This is a genomic window from Pseudomonas sp. DW-iso3 (assembly GCF_058725305.1).
Genome location: NZ_JBZXDZ010000003.1, coordinates 383,468 through 398,495 on the forward strand (window position 1 = coordinate 383,468; position 15,028 = coordinate 398,495).

The following is a 15,028-nucleotide window of genomic DNA, read 5'->3' on the forward strand; positions in this document are numbered from 1 at the left end:
GGCGGTGTGCAAACTCCCATATTTGACCGCGCTGGATCGCCCTACAGCGGCAAATGCCGACTCAGCAACGCCCGCAACGCCGCAGGCTTCACCGGCTTGGCCAGATAATCCAACCCCGCCGCATGCACCTCGGCCACCATCTCCGGGCGGCCGTCGGCGCTGATCACCACGCCGGGAATCGGCTCCGCCAATTGCGCTCGCAGCCAACCCATCAGCTCAGTCCCGGTTTCGCCATGGTCCAGGTGGTAGTCCACCAGGGCCAGTTGCGGGCGCACGCCGTCGGCGAGCAACGCTGCGCATTGGGCCTGGTCGGTGGCGGTCCACACCTCGCAGCCCCAACGCGTCAGCAGGCTGCGCATGCCGATCAAGATGCTCTCTTCGTTATCTACACACAGCACCTGTGCACCGCTCAATGGCAGGCCGTTTTCCTGGGGGGCCCTGATCGGAGCGCTGACTTGATTGCGCGCCAACGGCACGCGCACGCTGAACACGCTGCCTTTGCCTGGCCATGAGCGCACGCTCAACCGATGGCCGAGTACGCGACACAAGCCATCGGCGATCGCCAGGCCCAGCCCCAGTCCTTTCTCCGCGCGGGTCTGGTGACTGTCCAGGCGCTTGAATTCTTCGAAGATCACCTTCTGTTTATCCAGCGGGATGCCGGGGCCACGGTCCCACACTTCCAGGCACAGCTCGCCCTTGCGTCGGCGCACGCCCAGCAGTACCGGGCCGTCGGCATAACGGAAAGCGTTGGTCAGAAAATTCTGCAGGATGCGCCGCAGCAACTTGATATCGCTGTCGACGCGCAAGCGACTGCCGCGCAGGCGGAAACGCAGGCCTTGCTCCTGGGCCAGCGCTTTAAACTCCGCGCCCAAGGTGTCGAACAGTTCGTTAAGCACAAAAGGCTGGCGCTGCGGATTGATCTTGCCGTTTTCCAGGCGCGAGATGTCCAGCAGGTCGCTGATCAGGTCCTCGGCAGAGCGAAGCGAACTGTCCAGATGCTGCACCAATTGCCGGGCTTCGCTGGACAGGCCGTCGTTCTGATGGGAAAGGGCGGCGGAGAACAGGCGTGCGGCGTTCAAGGGTTGCATCAAGTCATGGCTCACGGCCGCCAGAAAGCGCGTCTTCGACTGGCTCGCGGACTCGGCCACGCCCTTGGCATCGGTGAGCGCGACGTTGAGTTGCGACAGTTCGTAGGTACGCGCGGTCACCCGTTGTTCCAGGCCTTCGTTGGCCTCGGTGAGTGCCTGTTCGGCTTCGCGGAACGCGGTGATGTCAGTGAAACTCATGACGAAACCGCCGCCGGGCATCGGGTTGCCGATCAGCTCGATCACCCGGCCATTGGGGAACAAGCGCTCGGAGGTGTGCGCACGGCCCTGGCGCATCCAGTGCAGGCGGCGCGCCACGTGTACTTCGGCCTCGCCCGGCCCGCACAGCCCGCGTTCGGCGTTGTAGCGGATGATGTCGGCGATCGGCCGGCCCACGCTGATCAGCCCGTCCGGATAGTTGAACAGCTCCAGATAACGCCGGTTCCAGGCCACCAGCTTGAGGGACTGGTCGACCACGCTGATGCCCTGGGTGATGTTCTCGATGGCGCCTTGCAGCAACGCGCGGTTGAACTGCAGCACCTCCGAGGCTTCATCAGCGATGCGGACGACGTCCTCCAGCTGCATTTCCCGACCTTCAATGGCCGCTTTTACCACTGCGCGTGTCGAAGACGCTCCCAGCACGCCGGCCAATAAGCGCTCGGTATGGGCGATCCAATCGTTGTCGGCGTTCTGGTTGGGGTTGAAGCCCTTTCCCTGGCGATAGGCGAAGCGGATAAAGCTTTGCTGGGCGCGTTCTTCACCGACAAAACGCGCCGCCAGGCTGAGCAAGTCGCTGATTTGCACCGACAACATCGAGCGGGCGCTGGCGCGTTGGCTGATTTCCTGGCCGATGAAACGCCCGGCTTGCCAGTGTTCTGACACGCGTGTGCGCGACAGCATCGACACCCACACAAACAGCGTGAAGTTACCCGCCAGGGAGAACACGGTGCCCAAGGTCAATGAGGTGACGGACAGGCCCAGCGGGTGGGAGTGCATCCAGGTCAGCCCTGGGAAAAGGCTGAGGGACCAGCCCAGGCTTTTCGCCGTCACCGGTAGGACCAAGGTGTAGAACCACAGGAAAGTACCGGCTGCGAGCCCTGCGAACACACCGCGTCGGTTCGCTTGTTTCCAATACAGCGCACCGAGCATGGCCGGCGCCAGTTGGGTCACGGCGGCAAAGGCGATCTGGCCGATGGTCGCCAGGCTCGCAGTAGAGCCGAGCAGGCGATAGCTGACGTAGGCCAGCAACAGAATGATCACGATGCTCACCCGGCGTACCGACAGCATCCAGTGGCGAAACACTTCGAACGGCCGTTCGGCGCTGGAACGACGCAGCAGCCAGGGCAGCAGCATGTCGTTGGACACCATGGTCGACAGGGCGATGCTCGCCACGATCACCATGCCGGTGGCCGCCGACGCACCGCCGATAAATGCCAGCACGGCCAGCGCCGGATGGGCTTCGGCCATGGGCAGGCTGATCACATAGGAGTCCGGCAATACCGAGCTGGGCAGCAGCATCTTGCCGCCGAGGGCGATAGGGATCACGAACAACGCGGCCAGCACCAGGTACGCGGGAAACACCCACTTGGCCAGGCGCAGGTCCTGGGGATCGATGTTCTCCACCACCGTGACATGGAACTGCCGAGGCAGGCAGATAATCGCCATCATGGCCACACCGGTCTGTACCACCATTGATGGCCAGTTGACGGTCTCCTTCCAGTATTCATCCAGGCGAGGCGCGAGCATGGCCTGGCTGAACAGGTCGCCGAAACCGTCGTACAACCCGTAGGTCACAAACGCGCCGACCGCAAGAAACGCGAGCAACTTGACCAGGGATTCAAACGCAATCGCCAGCACCATGCCGCGGTGGTGTTCCGTGGCATCGAGGTTGCGCGTACCAAACACAATGGTGAACAGCGCCAGCACCAGCGAGACGATCAGCGCGGTGTCCTGGGCGCGGGTGCCGGTGGTGTCGGCGCCGGCGCCGATCAGCAGGTTGACGCCCAGTACGATGCCTTTGAGTTGCAGGGCGATATAAGGCAGCACGCCGACCAGGCAGATCAGTGCGACCACCACGGCAAGGGATTGGGATTTGCCGTAGCGCGCCGCAATAAAGTCGGCGATAGAGGTAATGTTTTCCTGCTTGCTGATCAGAATCATCTTCTGCAGCACCCAAGGTGCCAGTACCAACAACAGCACCGGTCCCAGGTAGATCGGTAAAAATGCCCACAACTGTTCGGCAGCCTGGCCTACAGCGCCGAAGAAGGTCCAACTGGTGCAATACACGGCCAGCGACAGGCTGTACACCCAGGCGCGCATACGCGGCGGCAGTGGCGCACGGCGACGATCACCGTAGAAGGCGATGGCAAACATAATGGCCATATAGGCCAGGGCAACGGTGGCGATCAGCCCGCTGGACAGCGTCATGGTAACTCCGAGCATAAGAACACCCGGGCATTCCGGGCCCGGTTGGACAGTCTCGCAGAATGCTGGGGGTTAGTCAGTGTCGACCAAGGTCTGAGCGCGACGTGATGTCGCGGCCTAGCGGGGTGGCAGGGTTTTCTGGCGCAGGATGTAAATAGTCACCAGCACCGCGCTGGTCAGCATGAAACCACGTGCCCACGGCAGTGGCACCAGGTAGCAGGAGACGCTGATGCTCAGCCACATCAGGCCGATGGCGTAGACCTTGCCCTTGAGAGGGATGCCATTGCCGTCCAGGTAATCACGGATCCATGGGCCCAGGCGCGGGTGTTGCACCAGCCAATGGTAGAAACGCGGAGAGCTTCTGGCGAAACAGGCGGCAGCGAGGAGTAGGAAGGGTGTGGTCGGCAATACCGGTAGGAAAATGCCTATCACCCCCAACGCTACGCTCAGCCAGCCGATGGCCAGCAGCCCGTAGCGCAGGAGCAGTGAACGATTGCCCATGGGTGTCACGGGCAAGCGACTCAGTGGTGACGTGGCTTGAGGATCGCCGGTTTTTCGTCAGGAGCGTTGCACAGCAGGTACAGCGCAGTCAGGGCTTCCGGGATCTGAACGATCATGTCGTCCATCAGGTTGGCATCGGCGGCGATGTCGGCGAACTCAGGCTGGTCGTCGAACAGGCCCGAACCGACCATGATCGGCAGCAGCATTTCGCTGACTTCTTCCTCGGCGGTTTCGAACCAGGCGGCTTCGCGCAGGAACACGCCTTCCATGAAGCCGATGCACCAGCCGCGCAGATCGGAGTCATCCGGTTCTTCGCCCAGGTCCAGCTCGCACGGCAGCTCGAATTCCTCGTCGGAGGCCAGTTGGCGACCGATGTGGGCCTTGAGGGCCAGCAGGGTGGATTCGATTTCTTCGCGTTGGGCGGCGTCGGTGTAGTGCGGCTCTTCGGCGAACAACGCGTCGATCCATTCACGGTCAGGTACGACTTCGGAGCAGATCGACAGGGCGGTCAGGTAGCCGTGGGCGGCCACGTAGTCCAGCGCCTCGTCATGCAGCTCATCGGCGTCGAGGAAGGCTTGCAGGCGGGTTAGTTGCTCAGCGAAGGACATTGAAGGACTACCTTGGGAATAAACGATGCTGAATTCTAGGCTTTCTTGAGCGCACAGGCCAGCCGAACGGCATTTTAGATCGCGGTCGCTATTCGTCAGTGGCGCCCTTTGCCAGGTAGCGCTCGGGTATACTGCCGCGTTTTGTGATGCCCTTGCAGGCCAAGCGCCAGTCCGCGAAAACTTCGCTTACGGATTTTTTCCCGTGAAAGCGCATTTTTTCGGCCAGCCTGTACAGAGGGATTTCGGCACTATTTTTGGAGTTTTACATGCTCGAGCAGGCACAACGCGTCCTCAAGGACATCTTCGGCTACGACAGTTTTCGTGGCCGCCAGGGTGCGATCATTGAGCGCGTGGCCAGCGGCGGTGACGCCCTGGTCCTGATGCCTACCGGCGGCGGCAAGTCGTTGTGCTTCCAGGTGCCGGCGCTGTTGCGCAATGGCCTGGCGGTGGTGGTGTCGCCGTTGATCGCGTTGATGGACGACCAGGTGGCGACCCTTGAAGAGCTCGGTGTCGCCGCTGCTTCGTTGAACTCCACCCTCAGTGCCGAGCAGCAGCGCGACCTGGCGGCGCGTATCAAGCGCGGTGAAGTGAAGATGCTGTACCTGGCCCCCGAGCGTCTGGTGCAGCCGCGCATGCTGGCTTTTTTGCAGAGCCTGGAAATCGCCCTGTTCGCCATCGACGAAGCCCACTGTGTGTCCCAATGGGGTCATGACTTTCGCCGTGAGTATTTGCAACTGGGTCAATTGGCCGAGCTGTTTCCCGATGTGCCGCGCATTGCCCTGACCGCCACCGCCGACAAGCGTACCCGCGAAGAAATCGTCGAGCGCCTGCACCTGCAGAACGCCGAGCGCTTCCTGTCGAGCTTTGACCGGCCGAATATTTTCTACCGCATCGTGCCCAAGGAGCAGCCGCGCAAGCAGTTGCTGGCGTTCCTCTCGGAGCGACGCAGCGATGCGGGCATCGTCTATTGCCTGTCGCGCAAGAAGGTCGATGAAGTCGCCGCGTTTCTCTGTGAGCAAGGCTACCCGGCGCTGCCGTATCACGCCGGCCTGCCGAATGACCTGCGTGCCTACCACCAGAAGCGCTTCCTCAACGAGGAAGGCCTGATCATGGTGGCCACCATCGCGTTCGGCATGGGCATCGACAAGTCCAACGTGCGATTCGTCGCGCACATGGACCTGCCCAAATCCCTTGAGGCCTACTACCAGGAAACCGGGCGTGCCGGCCGTGATGGTTTGCCGGCGGATGCGTGGATGGTCTACGGCCTGCAGGACGTGGTGATGCTCAAGCAGATGCTGCAGAATTCCGAGGGCGACGAGCGCCACAAGCGCCTGGAGCAACACAAGCTCGACGCGATGCTCTCGCTGTGTGAGGAGACCCGCTGCCGCCGCCAGACCTTGCTGGCGTATTTCGATGAAGACATGCCCGAACCCTGTGGCCATTGCGACAACTGTGTCGACGGCGTGCAGACCTGGGATGCCACTGAGCCGGCGCGCCAAGGCTTGTCCGCTATCTACCGCACCGGTCAGCGTTACGGCGTCGGTCACCTGGTGGACGTGTTGCTGGGCAAGGACAACGAGAAGGTGCGCAGCTTCGGCCACGAAAAACTCTCGGTCTACGGCGTCGGCAAGGCCCGCGCCGAAGGTGAGTGGCGCTCGTTGTTCCGGCAGATGGTGGCGCGTGGCCTGGTGGACATCGATATCGAGGGGTTTGGCGGCCTACGTCTGAATGACAGCTGCCGGCCGTTGCTCAAGGGCGAAGTCAGCCTGGAGCTGCGCCGCGACCTTAAGCCGCAAACCACCGCCAAGAGCAGCACCAGCCAGGCCAGCCAGTTGGTGCGTGGCGAAGAACGCGAACAGTGGGAAGCCTTGCGCACCCTGCGACGCAAACTGGCGCAGGAACACAGCGTGCCGCCGTACGTTATTTTCCCCGACTCCACCTTGCTGGAGATGCTGCGCGAGCAGCCCACCAGCATGGCCGAGATGGCGCGGGTCAGTGGGGTGGGCGCGCGCAAGCTGGAGCGTTACGGCCAGGCCTTCCTCGAAGTGCTCGGCGGCCAGGCCGAGGCGCCAAAGGAAGTCGCCGATATCCGCCACGAACTGATCAGCCTGGCACGCGCCGGTATGACCCCGGTCCAGATCGCCGGTCAGTTGCAGTGCTCGGAGAAGAACGTCTACACCTTGCTTGCCGAATCCATTGGCAAGCAGCAACTGTCGTTGGAGCAGGCCCTTGATTTGCCAGAGGATCTGCTCGGTGAAATCCAAGACGCGTTCTTGGACGGAGAGGGCGAATTGCCACCTGTGGCGGAGATTGCCCCGCTGTTTACCGGGCGTGTTCCGGAAGGTGTTTTGTACTGCGTGCGGGCGGCTTTGCAGTCTGAATTCGAAATTTAGTGCGCCAATTGCGACAATGTAACGAATCAGTACATAGCAACTCTTGCCTACGGGCAAAGCTCATGCTTAGCTGACTAATAATTAGCCACACTTTATTTTCAGTCTAAAACATGAGTTTTTTATGCCGTTAACCGATCAACACCGATTTGGCATGCAATTGGCGCAAATGTCCCGTGGTTGGCGCGCCGAGTTGGACCGCCGCCTGGCCGGGCTTGGCCTGTCCCAGGCGCGCTGGCTGGTGCTGTTGCACCTGGCCCGTTTCGAAGAGGCACCCACCCAACGTGAGCTGGCGCAAAGCGTCGGGGTAGAAGGGCCGACACTGGCCCGGCTGCTGGACAGTCTGGAAGGTCAGGGCCTGGTGCAACGCCAGGCCGTGGTGGAAGACCGTCGTGCCAAGCGTATCTTGTTGTGTGACACCGCCCGTCCCTTGATCGAACAGATTGAAACCATCGCTACCGCCCTGCGGCATGAGCTGTTTGTGGGTGTGGATGAAGCTGATTTGAGCGTGTGCATGCGCGTGCATGCACACATCCTGTCGAATCTCGAAAAGTCCTGAAGAAACCACTGGGCGGGCTCACCACAAAAGCCCGTTCCCACATCGGGTTCAGCGTAAGCCTTTAGAACGTCTGCCCCAGGTTCAGGTACACCGCCTTCTGATTATCATCATTGAACCCATAGCTGAAATTCAGTGGCCCCAGCGGTGTATCGAACCCCAGGAAAATACTCGCCGCATTGATATACCCGCTGTCGAATTCATTGTCGTTGTTCCACGCCCGGCCGCGCTCCAGTGACGCGCCTAGGTACAGCGGGAAATCCAGCGGCAGGTACGAACGCGGCGTGAGCCTGCGGTAGTACACCGCGCGCATCAGGCTGATGTTCTGGCCTGAGATTGCGTCCTGGCGGAAGCCCGACAACTGTCGCGCACCGCCCAGCAGGAAGCTGGAAATCACCACGTCCGAATCATCCAGGGTACGCCCGTAGCGCCCGCCCAGCACCAGGGTATCCGGGCCGTGGCTCATGGCTTTGTCGAGCTTGAACTCCCACTGGCGGTAGCGCTGGTCCGAGCCCAGCCCAGGTTCAAACTCGCGGTAGGCCAGGCCGATGTCTTCACCGGTATGGGGGAAGTACACGTTATCCAGGGAATCGAAGGAGTACTTCAGCTCATAGAAGCCTTCGCTGAAACTTACACTGGGCAGATCCCGGTCGCCGATGCGCACATCCGCCTTACCCCAGGCTTCGCCGACGCCAAAGCGGATTTCGCCACTGTTGCCGATCTGCCGTCCAACGTTCAAGCCGAAGCCGTAGCGTTCCAGGCGGTATTCGGAGATGGGGTCGTTGTCCAGGATCAGCTCGACGTTCTGAGCCTGGGCGCTGATATACGGCGCGACAAAGTAACGCGAACCGGTGTCCATCGGCTGATAGAACTCGCTGTACAGCTCTTGGCGATCACCGATCTGTACCCGCGTCAGCCATTCGGCGCCGAGGCGGTTGATACCATTCATGCGGTAGCTGGCGCCGAGGTTGAAAGCGCTGTCGCCACGCATGTCATCCGACAGGTTCAACCCCAGTCGCAGGTAGTCGGTGCCGCTGCGTTTGCCGCGCGCACTGATCACCAGGGTGTTGTCTTGACCCTTTTTCACCACGCGGTATTGCACCTGCTCAAAATAGTCCAGGCCGTAAAGGGTGCCCATGTCCGTTTGCAGGCGGCCCAGGTTCAGCGGTTCGCCCAGGGGTTGGCGGATGTAGTAGCGGATCACGTCGTCGCTGACTTTCGAGTCGTTTTCCACGTTGATGGCGGTGATCACCGGTGTGCGTTCGCCGGGTGCACGGGCGGCCACCAATTGCGGGTCGATCGGCTCGGCAGGGCGCACGTGGGCCAGGCGGGCATCAAGGGCGCGGGTGGCGCGGTAGCCGGCATCGATCATGTCTTTGGCGCGGCCGAAGTCAGTCACGCCGTAGGCGGCGAGGGGTGGCTGGATCAGCACGTCCTTGGGATGCAGGGCCTTGAGTTGTTCTTCGGAATTGCGCCGGGTCATCAGGGTGATCGACTGGTTGAGTACGTCCACCACCGTCGCCAGTTGCTTGCGCGAACGCAGTGGGGTGCCGATGTCGACGACGATGGCGATATCCACGCCCATTTCACGCGCCACATCCAGCGGGATGTTGTCGGTCATGCCGCCGTCCACCAGCAGCCGGCCGTCCAGTTCCACTGGCGCGAATACCGCCGGGATCGACATGCTGGCGCGGATTACCTGGGGGAGGTGACCCTTGCGGAACACCACCTTCTCGCCGGTGGTGATATCAGTCGCCACGGCGCGGAAGGGGATCGGCAGCTTGTCGAAGTTACGCGTGTTGCTGCTGTGGGCGAACATGCTCTCCAGCAGCAGCGCCAGGTTCTGGCCCTGGATTACGCCCAGTGGCAGACCCAGGCTGCCGTCGTCGCGGAAGCTGAGTTTCTGCTTGACCAGGAAATCTCGGTCATCCTGCTTGCGCCGGAACGGCACGTCTTCCCGGGGCGGTGCGTCGGACAGCGCCTGTTGCCAGTCGATGCTCAGCGCCAGTTTTTCCAGCTCATCGATCTTGTAGCCCGACGCGTACAGCCCGCCGATCACCGCGCCCATGCTGGTGCCGGCAATCGCGTCGATCTGGATGCCTTGCTCTTCCAGCGCCTTGAGCACGCCGATATGGGCCAAGCCACGGGCGGCGCCGCCGGACAGCACCAGGCCGATTTTCGGACGTGGCGGTTCAACGGCGTCGGCTAGAAGAGGGATCAGGCACAGAAACAGGCAGGACAGCAGGCGGCGCATCATGAATCTCTAGGCTGGGCGATAAAGGCCGGTATTATAGCCACTCGATCCGCCGAGCCCGTTACGCCTGGAACCTCTCAAATTATGTCTTCGATCAAACCCGAGATCGTCATCACCTATTGCACCCAGTGCCAGTGGCTGCTGCGCGCCGCCTGGCTGGCGCAGGAATTGTTGAGTACGTTTGCCGATGACCTGGGGAAAGTGTCGCTGGAGCCGGCCACCGGTGGCGCGTTTCGCATCACCTGCGACGGCGTGCAGATCTGGGAACGTAAGGCTGATGGTGGCTTTCCTGAAGCCAAAGTGCTGAAGCAGCGTGTACGCGACCGGATAGACCCGCAGCGTGACCTGGGGCACAACGATCGTACGCAGTGAAAGTCACCACCTGATGAGGGCGGTGACCTTGTGGTGCAGCGTTATTTGGCCGCCATCTTTTGTTTGATGAAGCCAATAAGCCAGGTCAGCAACAGCCCACCGACGCCACCGCCAACAATATTGCTGCCGACCGCCGCCACATCCAGCGCCTCGCCGCCGGAGGTGCCCGTCAGTGCCGCGACGAGCTGACCCAGCACCAGTCCGCCTACACCACCGATAACGGTATTGAGCCCGGTCCCCAGGCTCTGTTTGGTCATTCCTGCAATGTTGCCGCCGACGGCCCCGCTGATAATCTGCACCAACAAACTGATGAACATTTCCATAGTAAAGCTCCCGCATCGCGTTGAGGTTTTGACCACTCGCGTGCAGCAACTTCAGAAAATACCCAGGCTGTCGTCGAGCTGTCGGTTATCCGTTGAACGACTACTCACTGTTGCGGATATTTAAAGTATAGATCAGACCGTTACAGCGGGCTGTTTGGCTTGGCTGGCGCTGCCCATCAGGCCGGACAGCACAATGGCGACAATGATCAGCGCGCCCCCCAGCAGCATGCGCAACGTCGGGGTTTCGGCAAACAGCAGCCAGGCCGCGGTGATGCCGTAGACCGGCTCCATGGCAAACACCACCGAAGCAGTGCGTGCCTTGATCACTGCGAGGCTGGCGACAAACAGGCTGTGGGCCAGGCCGGTGCAGAACACGCCGAGCAGGCCGATCCACAGCCAGTCAATCGCCCTGACATCCGCCAGCGCCGGGGCCGCGACGGGCAACAGGCACACCGCGACCACCACGTTCTGGCACAGCGCTGCCTGCACCGCCGGGATGCGCCCGGAACTGGCGCGGTTGTTCAGCGACAGCAGCGAAAACAGCAACCCCGAGGCGATCCCCCAGAGCAACCCGCTGGTGGCTTCGCTGGCGAGGTTGAAGTCCGGGGTCACCAGCACCAGGCCGACGCTGACCAGCGCCACTAGCATCACTTCGTTAGCCCGGATGCGCTCGCGGAAGATCAACCCTTCGAGGATCACGGTAAAGGCCGGGAACGCGGTGAAGCCCAGGGTCGCGACGGCCACGCCGGCCACCTTCACCGCTATAAAGAACGTCACCCAATGCGCCGCCAGTAATACACCGCTGACCAGTAGCCGGCGCCAGTCACGCAGCTCCAGCGTTTTCCAGGCGGTGTTGCTGGCGAACCGTGCAAACACCGCCAGGGCAACCACGGCAAACGCGGCGCGGCCAAAGACGATGACGGCCGGCGAGGCGGCGGCCAGTTTGCCGAATACGCCGGTGAGGCCAAACATCAGTGCGCCGATATGCAGGGCGCCGAGGGCTGAGCGGGGAGTCATTGCGATCCTTGAATAAAACGGGTGACAGAAGCGCAGTCTAGTGGCTCGCCAGTACAGGTGTCTGTCGCTCGGCTCGCGATTTTTATCGCGAGGCTCTCGCTACGCGTGGCGTCGCAAAGCACCCGGGGAGGCGCCAAACTCACGCAGCATCGCCGCCGCAAATGCACTTTGCGAGGTATAGCCGACGCGCTCAGCGATTTCGCCGATGGGCAAAGGAGTTTTGCGCAGCAGGTCCAAAGCCATTTGCAGGCGACGGCTACGGATATAGTCCATCGGCGTCTGCCCGCATTCCGCCATGAAGCGTGCATGCAAGCGCGGCACCGACAGGTCGGCGATGCGCGCCAGGTCGGCCACCTGCAGCGGGTGTGCAACATGGCGCTCGATATGCGCGTTGAACGCCGCGTACGGCAAACGCCGGCCCAGCGCCGGTTGGGCTGGCGGATGGTTGAGACTGGCCAGTAGCAGGATCGCACCTTGCTGGACGATCAGCGGGTCATGCACCGGGCTGTGCGCCAGCCATTGCACCAGTTGGTGCTGCCGTGAGTCCAGGGTCAGCCGCGCCGGTTGATCCAGCAGGCGGCGACTGGCATCGGCGTGTTCCCCCAGCGATTGCAGCACCCAGTGCTCGGTGGGCACATCCAGCACCAGGCAGCGGCTGCCATCGCGACTGCAGCACGCATGGTGGGCGGAGAAGGGCAGCACCATCACGCTGCTTTCGCGCACCTGGCTGCCACGGCCGTTCACTTCCAGGTCCAGATGCCCGGACAGGCCGAACACCAATTGCGCATGGTCATGGCTGTGGGCGAGGGGCGCTTCGACGTAGTGGCGTAGGGTGAGGGCGGGTCCCATTGCGGTCTCCTGGGCGGCAAGCGGGCAGTCTACAACGCTTTGCGGGCACTGAGCGCTGTCATCAGACTGACGCATCGTTGTCATGGGCTATTAATCGCCAGGGTGCAAGCTCGCGAAAACACCGTCGAGGGATGCCCATGACCAGTGCCGAGTTCGCCAAGCCCAGCCGCAAGCAACGGGTTCGTACCCTGTGGATTTCCGATGTGCACCTGGGCACCCGGGATTGCCAGGCCGAACATTTGTCGCAGTTCCTCAAGGGTTATCACGCCGACAAGGTCTACCTGGTCGGTGACATCATCGACGGCTGGAAACTGCGTGGCGGCATGTATTGGCCCCAGGCCCACACCAACGTGATCCGCCGCCTGCTGACCATGGCCAAGCGCGGTACCGAAGTGATCTACGTCACCGGCAACCATGACGAATTCCTGCGTCGTTATTCCAAGCTGATCCTGGGCAACATCCAGTTGGTGGACGAAGCGGTACACGTGACTGCCGATGGCCGGCATCTGTTAGTGATTCATGGCGATCAGTTTGACGTGATCACCCGTTACCACCGCTGGCTGGCGTTCCTTGGTGACTCGGCTTACGAGTTCACCCTCACGCTGAACCGCTGGCTGAACCACTGGCGTGCGCGCTATGGCTATGGCTATTGGTCGCTGTCTGCGTACCTCAAGCACAAGGTCAAGACGGCGGTGAACTTCATCAGCGATTTCGAAGAAGCCATCGCCCATGAAGTGACCAAGCGTGAGCTGCACGGCGTGGTCTGCGGGCATATCCACCATGCGGAGATTCGCAAGGTGGGCGAGGTGGATTACCTCAATTGTGGGGATTGGGTGGAGTCGTGCACGGCGTTGATCGAGCACTGGGATGGGAGTATCGAGTTGTATCGGTTGGCGGATGCGCAAGCGAAAGCAGCACTGCTAAAAGCTGAGATGGTTGCGGGCTAGAGGATTATCACAGCCAAGCAATGTGGGAGATGGCAAGCCAGCTCCCATATGGGGTCCCGGTTTCTTCAGTTGGAAACGTCGGCGATGGCTTTGGCCAGCAATGTCAGGCGTGTCGCATCGATGCCGGCCACGTTGGCCCGTCCCGAACTCACCATATACACGCTGTGTTTCTCGCGCAGTTGCTTCACCTGTTCGGCACTCAAGCCGGTGTAGGAAAACATCCCGCGCTGCGCCCCGATATGCGCGAACCGCGCCGACAAGCCGTGTGGCGCCAACGCCTCCACCAGCCCCGAACGCAGGTGGGCGATTCGCGAACGCATGGCTTCAACCTCGTCGCTCCACCGCTTTTTCAGCTCGGCATCACCCAGGATGGTCGCCACCACCGCAGCACCATGGTCCGGCGGCGTCGACCACAGGTTACGCGCCGTGTTGGCAAGCTGGCTGCGTACATCCGTCAGCTTCTCGGCATCCGCCGCACACACGATCAACGCGCCGACGCGGTCGCTGTACAAGCCGAAGTTCTTCGAGCACGAACTGGTCACCAGCACTTCCGGCAGCTCCGCCGCAAACAGCCGCACCGCCCAAGCATCCTGCTCCAAGCCGTCGCCAAAGCCCTGGTAGGCGAAGTCGATCAGCGGCAGCAGCTGGCGCTCGCGCACGATCTGCAGTACCTGGCGCCAATCGTCCTGGGACAGGTCGAAACCCGTCGGGTTGTGGCAGCAGGCGTGCAGCAGCACGACATCGCCCTTGGGCACTGTGGACAAGGTGGCGAGCATCGCCGCCACGTCCAGGCGGTTGTCAGCGCCCACGTACGGGTAATGACTGACTGGAATGCCAGCCTTGGCAAAGATAGTTTCGTGGATCGGCCAGGTCGGATTGCTCAGCCACACGCCACGGCCCGGCAGGTTGTGCGCAATGAAGTCGGCGCTCAGGCGCAGGGCGCCAGTGCCGCCTGGGGTCTGGGTGGCGCCGGCGCGGCGCTCGCGAATCAATGCCGAATCGGCACCGAGCACCAGCTCGCAGATCAGCGTGCCGAAGGCCGCATTACCGTGGCCGCCGATGTAGGTCTTGGTGGTTTGCGTGTCCACCAGGCGCTGCTCGGCCAACTTGACCGAGTGCGGAATCGGCGTCAGGCCCTGATCGTCCTTATAGACGCCCACGCCCAGGTCGAATTTGTTCGGGTTGGTGTCGTGGGCGTACAGGTCCATCAGCCCGAGGATCGGGTCGCCGGGCACGCGGCCAATGGCATCGAAATGCATTACTTGCGGCCCTCGGCGTCCTTGGCCACTTCGTCGGTGCGCGCGGCCATGATGAAGTCGTTGCGGTGCAGGCCTTTGATGGAGTGGCTCCACCAGGTCACGGTGACTTTGCCCCATTCGGTGAGCAGGCCCGGGTGATGGCCTTCTGCTTCGGAGATTTCACCCATGGCGTTGGTAAAGGCCAGGGCGAATTTGAAGTTCTTGAACAGGAAAACCTTTTCCAGTTGCATCACGCCGTCGCGGACTTCGATGTTCCAGTCGGGGATCTGCTTGAGCAGCACCGGCAATTCTTCATCGCTGACTTGTGGGGCATCGGCGCGGCAGGCTTCGCAATGGGCTTGGTTCAACGTGGTCATGGTGGTGTCCTGAATTCGAGTGTTTGAAGATCAGTAGCGTCACCCTAAAGCAACGCGCGGCCAGGGAACAGACTCACCTGGCCTCAA

The 15,028-nt window shown here is 61.8% G+C and carries 13 protein-coding genes; 4 read left to right on the forward strand and 9 right to left on the reverse strand.

Annotated features, from left to right (window positions below):
• Positions 1 to 41: 41 nt before the first annotated feature.
• The 3 genes from AC4PS7_RS10890 to AC4PS7_RS10900 form a co-directional block, all read right to left on the reverse strand.
• Positions 42 to 3,512: a hybrid sensor histidine kinase/response regulator gene (locus tag AC4PS7_RS10890; RefSeq protein ID WP_021490854.1), complete on the reverse strand. Its 3,471-nt coding sequence runs from the start codon at positions 3,510 to 3,512 to the stop codon at positions 42 to 44.
• A 114-nt stretch (positions 3,513 to 3,626) separates the two neighbouring features.
• On the reverse strand, positions 3,627 to 4,010 hold the full coding sequence (locus AC4PS7_RS10895) for a YbaN family protein (RefSeq protein WP_010208705.1): 384 nt from the start codon (positions 4,008 to 4,010) through the stop codon (positions 3,627 to 3,629).
• A gap of 20 nt (positions 4,011 to 4,030) precedes the next feature.
• Complete coding sequence (locus AC4PS7_RS10900) at positions 4,031 to 4,618, reverse strand: UPF0149 family protein (RefSeq protein ID WP_010208706.1); 588 nt, start codon at positions 4,616 to 4,618, stop codon at positions 4,031 to 4,033.
• Positions 4,619 to 4,884: 266 nt separating this feature from the next.
• On the opposite strand from AC4PS7_RS10900, the gene recQ reads away from it, so the two are divergent.
• Both recQ and AC4PS7_RS10910 read left to right on the forward strand, forming a co-directional pair.
• A complete protein-coding gene (recQ, locus tag AC4PS7_RS10905) occupies positions 4,885 to 7,011 on the forward strand; it encodes a DNA helicase RecQ (protein WP_021490852.1) in 2,127 nt (708 codons plus the stop codon).
• A 121-nt stretch (positions 7,012 to 7,132) separates the two neighbouring features.
• Positions 7,133 to 7,567 (forward strand): MarR family transcriptional regulator, encoded by a 435-nt coding sequence (locus AC4PS7_RS10910; RefSeq protein ID WP_010208708.1) that lies wholly within the window; start codon positions 7,133 to 7,135, stop codon positions 7,565 to 7,567.
• A 61-nt stretch (positions 7,568 to 7,628) separates the two neighbouring features.
• Here the strand turns inward: AC4PS7_RS10910 and AC4PS7_RS10915 are convergent, their stop codons facing one another.
• Positions 7,629 to 9,818 (reverse strand): patatin-like phospholipase family protein, encoded by a 2,190-nt coding sequence (locus AC4PS7_RS10915; RefSeq protein WP_010208711.1) that lies wholly within the window; start codon positions 9,816 to 9,818, stop codon positions 7,629 to 7,631.
• Between the two features lie 84 nt (positions 9,819 to 9,902).
• On the opposite strand from AC4PS7_RS10915, the gene AC4PS7_RS10920 reads away from it, so the two are divergent.
• Positions 9,903 to 10,190, forward strand: a complete 288-nt coding sequence (locus AC4PS7_RS10920; protein ID WP_021490851.1) for an Rdx family protein — start codon at positions 9,903 to 9,905, stop codon at positions 10,188 to 10,190.
• A gap of 41 nt (positions 10,191 to 10,231) precedes the next feature.
• On the opposite strand, the gene AC4PS7_RS10925 is transcribed toward AC4PS7_RS10920, so the two are convergent.
• The 3 genes from AC4PS7_RS10925 to AC4PS7_RS10935 all read right to left on the reverse strand — a co-directional run bounded on the left by AC4PS7_RS10925 (position 10,232) and on the right by AC4PS7_RS10935 (position 12,379).
• The gene (locus tag AC4PS7_RS10925; protein ID WP_010208716.1) at positions 10,232 to 10,513 is read right to left on the reverse strand and encodes a hypothetical protein; all 282 of its coding nucleotides are present in this window, start codon (positions 10,511 to 10,513) and stop codon (positions 10,232 to 10,234) included.
• Positions 10,514 to 10,645: 132 nt separating this feature from the next.
• Positions 10,646 to 11,530, reverse strand: a complete 885-nt coding sequence (locus tag AC4PS7_RS10930; RefSeq protein WP_021490850.1) for a DMT family transporter — start codon at positions 11,528 to 11,530, stop codon at positions 10,646 to 10,648.
• 99 nt (positions 11,531 to 11,629) lie between these two features.
• Entirely contained in the window at positions 11,630 to 12,379 is a 750-nt protein-coding gene (locus tag AC4PS7_RS10935; protein ID WP_010208718.1) for an AraC family transcriptional regulator, read from the reverse strand.
• Positions 12,380 to 12,516: 137 nt separating this feature from the next.
• Between AC4PS7_RS10935 and AC4PS7_RS10940 the strand changes: the two genes are divergently transcribed.
• Positions 12,517 to 13,326 (forward strand): UDP-2,3-diacylglucosamine diphosphatase, encoded by an 810-nt coding sequence (locus AC4PS7_RS10940; RefSeq protein ID WP_010208719.1) that lies wholly within the window; start codon positions 12,517 to 12,519, stop codon positions 13,324 to 13,326.
• A 65-nt stretch (positions 13,327 to 13,391) separates the two neighbouring features.
• Here the strand turns inward: AC4PS7_RS10940 and AC4PS7_RS10945 are convergent, their stop codons facing one another.
• The gene (locus tag AC4PS7_RS10945) at positions 13,392 to 14,585 is read right to left on the reverse strand and encodes an amino acid aminotransferase (RefSeq protein ID WP_021490849.1); all 1,194 of its coding nucleotides are present in this window, start codon (positions 14,583 to 14,585) and stop codon (positions 13,392 to 13,394) included.
• The gene (locus AC4PS7_RS10950; protein WP_010208721.1) at positions 14,585 to 14,941 is read right to left on the reverse strand and encodes a 4a-hydroxytetrahydrobiopterin dehydratase; all 357 of its coding nucleotides are present in this window, start codon (positions 14,939 to 14,941) and stop codon (positions 14,585 to 14,587) included. Before AC4PS7_RS10950 ends, AC4PS7_RS10945 begins: the two co-directional genes overlap by 1 nt.
• Positions 14,942 to 15,028 lie beyond the last annotated feature (87 nt).